Raw genomic sequence first — 7,226 nt, 5'->3', positions numbered from 1 at the left:
CCGAAGCAGCTCCTGAGGCACCCGCGGCCCGAAGCTCCTGCGGCTGAAGAATCCGCGAGCGAGTGATAGAGGTCCTGCGCTATGCGACTGGACATCGTCACACTGTTCCCCGCGATTTTTGATGGCTACCTGACTCAGAGTCTGCTCGACAAAGCGATTCAGCGTGAACTGGTTCAAATCCACCGGCATAACCTCCGGGATTGGGCCGAGAACACGCCTCATCGCAAAGTCGATGATCGTCCTTTCGGGGGCGGACCAGGGATGCTGATCCAAGTCGAACCGACGGTAACGTGTGTCGACAGTGTCGAAGCGATGGATCCCCGGCCGGCTCGGCGAATTTTGCTGACGCCTCAAGGGAAACGCTTTGATCAACGCATGGCAGAGGATTTTGCGACAAGTGAGCGTGTGTTAATGCTCTGTGGTCGCTACGAAGGGTTTGACCAACGCGTGGTTGATATTTTGCAACCCGAAGAGGTCAGTATCGGTGACTTTGTCTTAAACGGAGGCGAAGTCGCGGCAATGGTAATCGTTGACGCAGTCGTCCGGCTTTTGCCAGGCGTGCTAGGAGACGAGAACAGCAGCATTGATGATTCGTTCAGCCGCGGAAACCGGTTGCTCGAGTTTCCTCAATACACCAGACCAAGAGAGTTCCGCGACCACGCGGTTCCCGACGTTCTTCTGAGCGGCGACCACAAGGCAATTGCCAAGTGGCGGGACCAGCAAAGCCTCGATCGAACTCAAAAACGACGCAGCGATTTGCTGGAGTCGGATAACGAAAACAACTAAATCTTTTTGAGAAGTGAGCAATACAAATGAGTCAATCATCCATCATGGAGTTGGTCGAAAAGACCGCTCTGAAAGAGAACCCGCCTCAATTCGAAATCGGCGATACCGTTGACGTGCACTTGAAGATTCTTGAAGGTGCAAAAGAGCGTATCCAGGTATTCAGTGGCGTTGTGATCGGTCGCAGCGGCAGCGGTTCGACCGAAATGTTCATGGTTCGCCGCATCGTCGCTGGCCAAGGCGTGGAGCGTAAGTTCCCTGTCCACAGCCCTCGTATCGAAAAGGTCGAAGTCAAACGCAGTGGCGTGGTTCGTCGTGCGAAGCTGTACTTCCTCCGCGATCGTGTGGGCAAGGCCGTTCGCTTGAAAGAGCGTCGCCGCAGCTAAATGTGGGATAGGCTTCCAGCCTGTCAAAGTAGCATAGGCTTCCAGCCTGTGAGCAATGTGGGATAGGCTTCCAGCCTGTGAATGTGGGATAGGCTTCTAGCCTGTCAATGTTGGATAGGCCTTCCAGCCTATCATCGGCATCAAGTCTGCCTTCCCACCCCTCACGATTTTTGAACTAACGAAGCGGCAGAGCGTCTAGAATGATGCTCTGTCGCTTTTTTTGTTGGCGGAGGGCTGCTGTGGTGCTGAGGCTGCTGAATCGTCTGCGTGATCGCTATCTCGATTGCCGTTACGGAGCGATCGATTTGTCCGCACCGGTCGGCAAGCGAGGCGAGCAGGCCGCCGCCCGGCTATTGCGGCAAAAGCGTTTGGTGGTGGTCGCCGAAAGCGAATCGGATCGTGGCGGCGAGATCGACTTGATCGCCATTGACCCAAAGTCACGCGTGGTCATCTTTGTCGAAGTCAAAACGCACTCGACCACCAAACCAGGGCATCCCGCTGACCGCGTGGACGAAGCAAAACAGGGCAGGGTGACACGTGCGGCGCTGCGGTATCTAAAGCGAAAAAAGCTGCTTGGTGCCCGATGTCGCTTTGACGTCGTCGCCGTTTGGTGGCCCAGCGGATTGGCCGAGCCTGAGCGGATCGAGCACTACGAAGCTGCCTTCGAAGCTGCGGGCGACTTTCAGATGTTCTAAGCCGGACCGCCGTTCCGTTGTCCCGCCAAGCCAACGTTAGCAGAGAGACGACGCGGAATCACGTTCGACTGGTTATACTGCGAAGACATCTCGATCCATCAAAGGGATCGTTTCGATTTTTGCGAGATGGATGCCGACGGAAATTTTAAAAGCGCCATGACGACCGATACTCTGAATGACAATGATGTCGATGCAATCAGTCGACTCGCCGAGACCTGCAAGCAACTGCGAGTTGAATTGGCTCGTGTGATCGTGGGCCAACAAGCGACGATCGAGCAATTGGTCGTTTGTTTGTTTGCACGCCGTCACGCACTGCTGATGGGGGTGCCCGGGTTGGCCAAGACGTTGTTGGTCAGCAAGTTGGCGGAAACGATGTCGTTGGACTTTAGCCGCATCCAGTTCACGCCCGACTTGATGCCGATGGATATCACCGGCACGGACATCCTGCAGGAATCGGACCACGGACGGCGTGAATTTCAGTTTGTCAAAGGACCCTTGTTTTCCAATATCGTTTTGGCCGACGAGATCAATCGCGCTCCGCCAAAAACGCAAGCCGCGATGCTCGAGGCGATGCAAGAGCATCGCGTCACCGTGCTGGGGAAACACTTTCCGCTGGACGAGCCGTTTATGGTCTTGGCGACTCAGAATCCGGTCGAGCAAGAGGGAACGTATCCATTGCCGGAGGCGCAGCTGGATCGGTTTATGTCGTTGATCGAATTGGATTACCCATCGGAAGCCGAAGAGATACAAATTGCGAAAACCACAACGGGTGACGAGTTGCCTCAGTTGGCACACCTGTTAACAGCCGAGGATATTCTCGGCTACCAACACTTGGTGCGGCGGGTGCCGGTGCCGGACCATCTTTACACCTACGCGGCTCGCTTGGTTCGCAAGACGCGTCCTGATGGCGAAACGGCGCCCGATTGGATGCGGCCATTGGTTTCTTGGGGCGCGGGGCCCCGCGCAGTGCAAAACTTGATTCTGGGTGCCAAGAGTCGTGCGGCACTCGAGGGCAGTTATATGGTGCGGTTGGAAGACATCCAGCACGTTGCTCCTTCGGTATTGACGCATCGCATCATCACGACGTTTGCAGCGCAAAGCGAACGCGTCACGGCAAAAACGATCGTCAAACGGTTGGTCGAGGAAACGGCGGTATGACGTCGCCCGTGCCCACTCGCGATTTTCTAGATCCAGACGTGCTGGCGCGGCTGCGAGGTTTGCCGCTGTTTGCACGCAAAGTCATGCTGGGCAGCGTTTCGGGACGCCACCGCAGTCCGCATCGCGGATCAAGTGTCGAGTTTGCCGAGTATCGCAAGTACGTCCCCGGTGACGATTTGCGGCGATTGGATTGGCGGGCCTACGGACGAACCGATCGATTCTTTGTCAAAGAGTTCGAAGCCGACACCAATCTGCGAATGGTCGTTGTCGTCGATACCAGTGGATCGATGGGGTTTGGCAGCACCGGGTTGTCCAAGCTCGATTATGCAAAACGGATGGCGGCAACGCTGGCGTATTTGGCAATGGAACAGGGGGATGCGGTCGGGTTGGCGTGTGTGGCGAATCAGGTGGTCAATCGGTTGCCGGCGCTGCGAAATCCGGCACATCTGTCGAACTTGTTTAACCTGTTAGATCAAGCGACGGCCGCGGGTGAGACGGAATTGATTGCAGTGCTACACGAATTGGCCGAGACGATCCAGCAGCATGCACTGGTGATTTTGTTGTCGGATTTATTCGTGTCGCCTGAGCATCTGCAGCCCTGTTTCGAACATTTGCGTTTTCGTAAACATGACGTCTCGGTGTTTCATCTGCTGGATCCGGAAGAGCTTGCGTTCGATTTTGATCAACCAACTCGATTTGTTGATATGGAAAACGACGCGGCGGTCTTTGCCGAGCCCGGTGAAATTGCCGCAGGCTATCATGCTGCGATGAACGCGTACCTAGAGTCGATCAAGACATTGATGGCGCGGGCATCAGTGGATTACCACCGCGTCGTGCTGGACCAGCCGTACGAGCAAGTGCTGAGCGATTTTCTTGTCGGTCGGACTCAGGGAAGAAGGGTCTGATAGGGTGGTGCGCCGATGAGTTTTTTGCAGCCCTGGATGCTGTTGGCGTTGCCATTGGTGATGCTGCCGGTGATCATTCATTGGATGAACCAGCGACGTCACCAAACCAAGGCTTGGGGGGCGATGGCGTTCCTGATGCAAGCAAGCCAGATGTCACGAGGCTACGCCAAGCTGCGTCGATGGTTGATACTCGCACTGCGTGTGCTGGTCGTCGCAGGGCTGATCTTTGCTGTCACCCGACCATTGTCCAGCGGATTGCTCGGTTGGCGATTGGGCGGGCATGTCGATACGACAATCGTGATTTTGGATCGGTCGCCCAGTATGCAAGAGACCGGTAAGTCGGGCGAGTCGAAATTGAGCCGTGCTCGTAAGCAAATCGCTAGCACGCTGGGAATGTTGGACGCGTCGCACTGGGTTTTGATCGACAGCGGAACGCAGCAGCCGACATCGTTTGAAACGCTCGGTGCGATGGTCGATTCACCACTGATGCGAGGATCGAGCAGTACGGCGAAGATGCCCAAGTTGATTCAAACCGCAGTCGACTATTTGAAACGCAATCAGGTCGGCGACGCGGATGTTTGGATTTGCAGCGATCTGCGAACAGCGGATTGGGATATGTCCAGCCATCAATGGACAGCGTCACGCGAGATGCTAACGCAGATGCCTCAATCCATTCGGTTTCATTTGTTGGCGTATCCTGAATCCAATCCATCCAATCGATCGGTTCGCGTCAGCGAGGCACGTCGGATCCAGGACGAGGATGGCGATGCGGTGTTAATCTCTTTGGATTTATCCCAATTCGCGGATCAGGCCACTGGCGATCAGGGCACAGGCGATCAGGGAAAAGGCGATCAGGGCAATCGCATCGCGGTGCCGGTACAGGTCGAAGTCGATGGAGTGCGGACTCAGTTTGACGTGTCGCTCGTGAGAAGCCAGTCCGAAACACGCAGCCAGCGGATCCCGATCGCGTCACAAAGCGAATCGGGTTGGGGGCGTCTCGCGATCCCCGCCGACGCGAACAACGCCGACAACGTCTCCTATTTTGTTTTTGATGCTCCGCCGCCACGACGTGTCGTATTGGTCAGCGATGATCGTGATGCGACGAAGGCACTCGAGATCGCGGCTGCAGTTTCGCCTGATCCCAACCACGCTGCCAATGTCGACGTGCTGACTTCCGATTCACTTGATTCGCTCGATCTCGACGCGACCGCACTGGTTTTGTGGTGCGTCGAGTTGCCGGACGGAACTGCTGCGCAAAAGGTTACCGATTACGTCGACCAAGGCGGCCAAGTGATTTTCTTTCCGCCGCCGAGCCTGTGGGCCGGAGGTGGTGTGGTCAATCAACGCAATTTTAGCGGCATCCAGTGGGGACAATGGCAGGGTGATGGCGAAAAAGTTCTTGTCGAGAATTGGCGATCCGATCAAGATCTGCTGGCCGCGACCAGCAGCGGTGCGGGATTGCCGGTGGGCCAGTTGCAGGTCCATGGGCACGCCACTGTCAAGGGCGACGTGACTCCGTTGGCCACAGTGACCGGCGGGGATCCTTTGTTGGCACGCCTGATGACCGACAATGGCGGCGTCTATTTTTGTGCGGCGTCGCCGTCGCTGGATCGATCGTCGCTGGCGGATAATGGTGTCGTGTTGTACGCGATCGTTCAGCGCGCTATCGATCAAGGGTTGCAGTCGCTCACTCGCACCCGTGACCAAGTTGCGGGGCAAATCGATTTGCCGACCAACGCATGGAAACAACTCGCGGGCGATCCCAACGGAATTTCTAGCGAGTATGCATCGAGTGCCGGTGTGTACCGCAGCGGGGCAGGGCAGGGCGGTCGTTTGATCGCGGTGAATCGGGCGGCGGTCGAGGACCAAGTCGATACGGCGGAGGCAGCACAGGTCGAGGCCCTTTTTGAAGGAGTTCGCTTCTCGCGAATCGACGAGGACGTCGACGACACCAGCGGCATCGCTCGCGAAGTTTGGCGGTTGTTCTTGCTTGGAATGATCATCGCAATGTTGCTCGAAGCAGTGCTTTGTTTGCCTCGTCGTAGTGCGAAGATCGCAAGCCAAGGGGGACCCGCGTGATGGATTCGGGCATCTCGTTTCAGTGGAATTCGCTGTTCCTGGCGGTTTCGATCCTCGTCTTGATACTCACGTGTGGACTCGCCTGGATCGCTTGTGCGCGAAGCCGGTTTCGTTCCTCGATCGTTTGGCTCGAATTGTTCCGTGTGCTGTTGGTCGCGGTCGCAGTGTTGCTGCTAAACCAGCCCGAGGTGATTTACCAAATTGACCCCACACGTCGGCCTACGGTGGTGATCTTGGGCGATGAATCGCTCAGCATGGAAACCGCGGATATGGGCGACGAATTGAATCCGATGCGAACGCGTCAAGATTCGGTGCGTCACTTGATGGACAAACAAACTTGGGCTGCCGTGGAACAGGACGCGGATGTGGTCGTGGTGCCGTTCGCGAGCGACCCTGAAAACGATCGGACCGATATCGATGCAGCACTCGCCTCGGCACTCGATGGCTATCCGAATTTGCGAGCAGTGGTGTTAGCGTCCGATGGGGACTGGAACGCGGGGGCGGCGCCTGTTGAGGCAGCGACGAAATTTCGCATGCAGCAGGTCCCCATTTTTACCATCCCTGTGGGCAGTCAAGAGCGACTTCCCGACGTTGAATTGCTCAGCTTCGAAGTCCCCGCGTTGGGGGTCGCCAACAAAACGTTGCGGATTCCCTTTTCGGTCGAAAGTTCGTTGCCCCAAGATCATCGTGCAATAGCGAAGTTGGTCGCTTCCGATGGCACGGAGGTGACTCGCGAATTTACGATCCAGGCGATGGGGCAAACGTCCGAAGCGATTTTATGGAAGCCCGATCAGACTGGTGATTTCCAGCTGACGTTGACGATTCCGATGCATGCAAGCGAACGCATCGCGAACAACAATGAACTTTCGATGCCCATCTCGATTCCTGAAGTGCAATTGAAAGTGCTGGTCATCGAGTCGCGACCGCGTTGGGAATACCGCTACCTCCGAAATGCTCTGTCGCGAGACCCGGGGATCGAAGTTTCGTGTTTGCTGTTTCATCCTGGTTTGACTAAGACCGGCGGCGGCAATCGGGATTACATTGCATCCTTTCCCGACGATTTGGCTGATCTTTCGCAGTACGATGTGGTATTTCTCGGTGATGTTGGCGTCAGCGAAGATCAATTGAGCGAAGAACAGTGTCAGTTGCTTAAAGGGTTGGTTGAGCAACAGGCGAGCGGACTGGTGGTCATCCCGGGAATCGCAGGCCATGTGATGTCG

At 56.2% G+C, this 7,226-nt stretch carries 6 protein-coding genes and 1 pseudogene; all 7 read left to right on the top strand.

Going from position 1 to position 7,226, the window contains the following annotated elements; translation table 11 throughout:
* The first annotated feature begins 81 nt into the window (after positions 1 to 81).
* Positions 82 to 786, top strand: a complete 705-nt coding sequence (trmD, locus tag RMSM_RS12220) for a tRNA (guanosine(37)-N1)-methyltransferase TrmD (protein WP_008696116.1) — start codon at positions 82 to 84, stop codon at positions 784 to 786.
* A 26-nt stretch (positions 787 to 812) separates the two neighbouring features.
* Positions 813 to 1,169, top strand: coding sequence for a 50S ribosomal protein L19 (gene rplS / locus RMSM_RS12215; protein ID WP_040766013.1), 357 nt, complete (start codon positions 813 to 815; stop codon positions 1,167 to 1,169).
* Positions 1,170 to 1,411: 242 nt separating this feature from the next.
* Entirely contained in the window at positions 1,412 to 1,864 is a 453-nt protein-coding gene (locus tag RMSM_RS12210; RefSeq protein WP_236622108.1) for a YraN family protein, read from the top strand.
* Positions 1,865 to 2,020: 156 nt separating this feature from the next.
* Positions 2,021 to 3,022, top strand: a complete 1,002-nt coding sequence (locus RMSM_RS12205; RefSeq protein ID WP_236622107.1) for an AAA family ATPase — start codon at positions 2,021 to 2,023, stop codon at positions 3,020 to 3,022.
* On the top strand, positions 3,019 to 3,927 hold the full coding sequence (locus tag RMSM_RS12200; protein WP_008696108.1) for a DUF58 domain-containing protein: 909 nt from the start codon (positions 3,019 to 3,021) through the stop codon (positions 3,925 to 3,927). The genes RMSM_RS12205 and RMSM_RS12200 overlap by 4 nt, the downstream gene beginning before the upstream one ends.
* Positions 3,928 to 3,942: 15 nt before the next feature.
* Positions 3,943 to 6,006: a BatA domain-containing protein gene (locus tag RMSM_RS12195; protein ID WP_040766011.1), complete on the top strand. Its 2,064-nt coding sequence runs from the start codon at positions 3,943 to 3,945 to the stop codon at positions 6,004 to 6,006.
* A pseudogene (locus RMSM_RS12190) lies at positions 6,006 to 7,226 on the top strand (hypothetical protein); the annotation flags it as partial. The gene RMSM_RS12195 and the pseudogene RMSM_RS12190, both read left to right, overlap by 1 nt.

The organism is Rhodopirellula maiorica SM1 (genome assembly GCF_000346295.1).
Taxonomy (GTDB): Bacteria; Planctomycetota; Planctomycetia; order Pirellulales; family Pirellulaceae; genus Novipirellula; species Novipirellula maiorica.
This window is presented reverse-complemented; position numbering and strand designations above follow the sequence as displayed.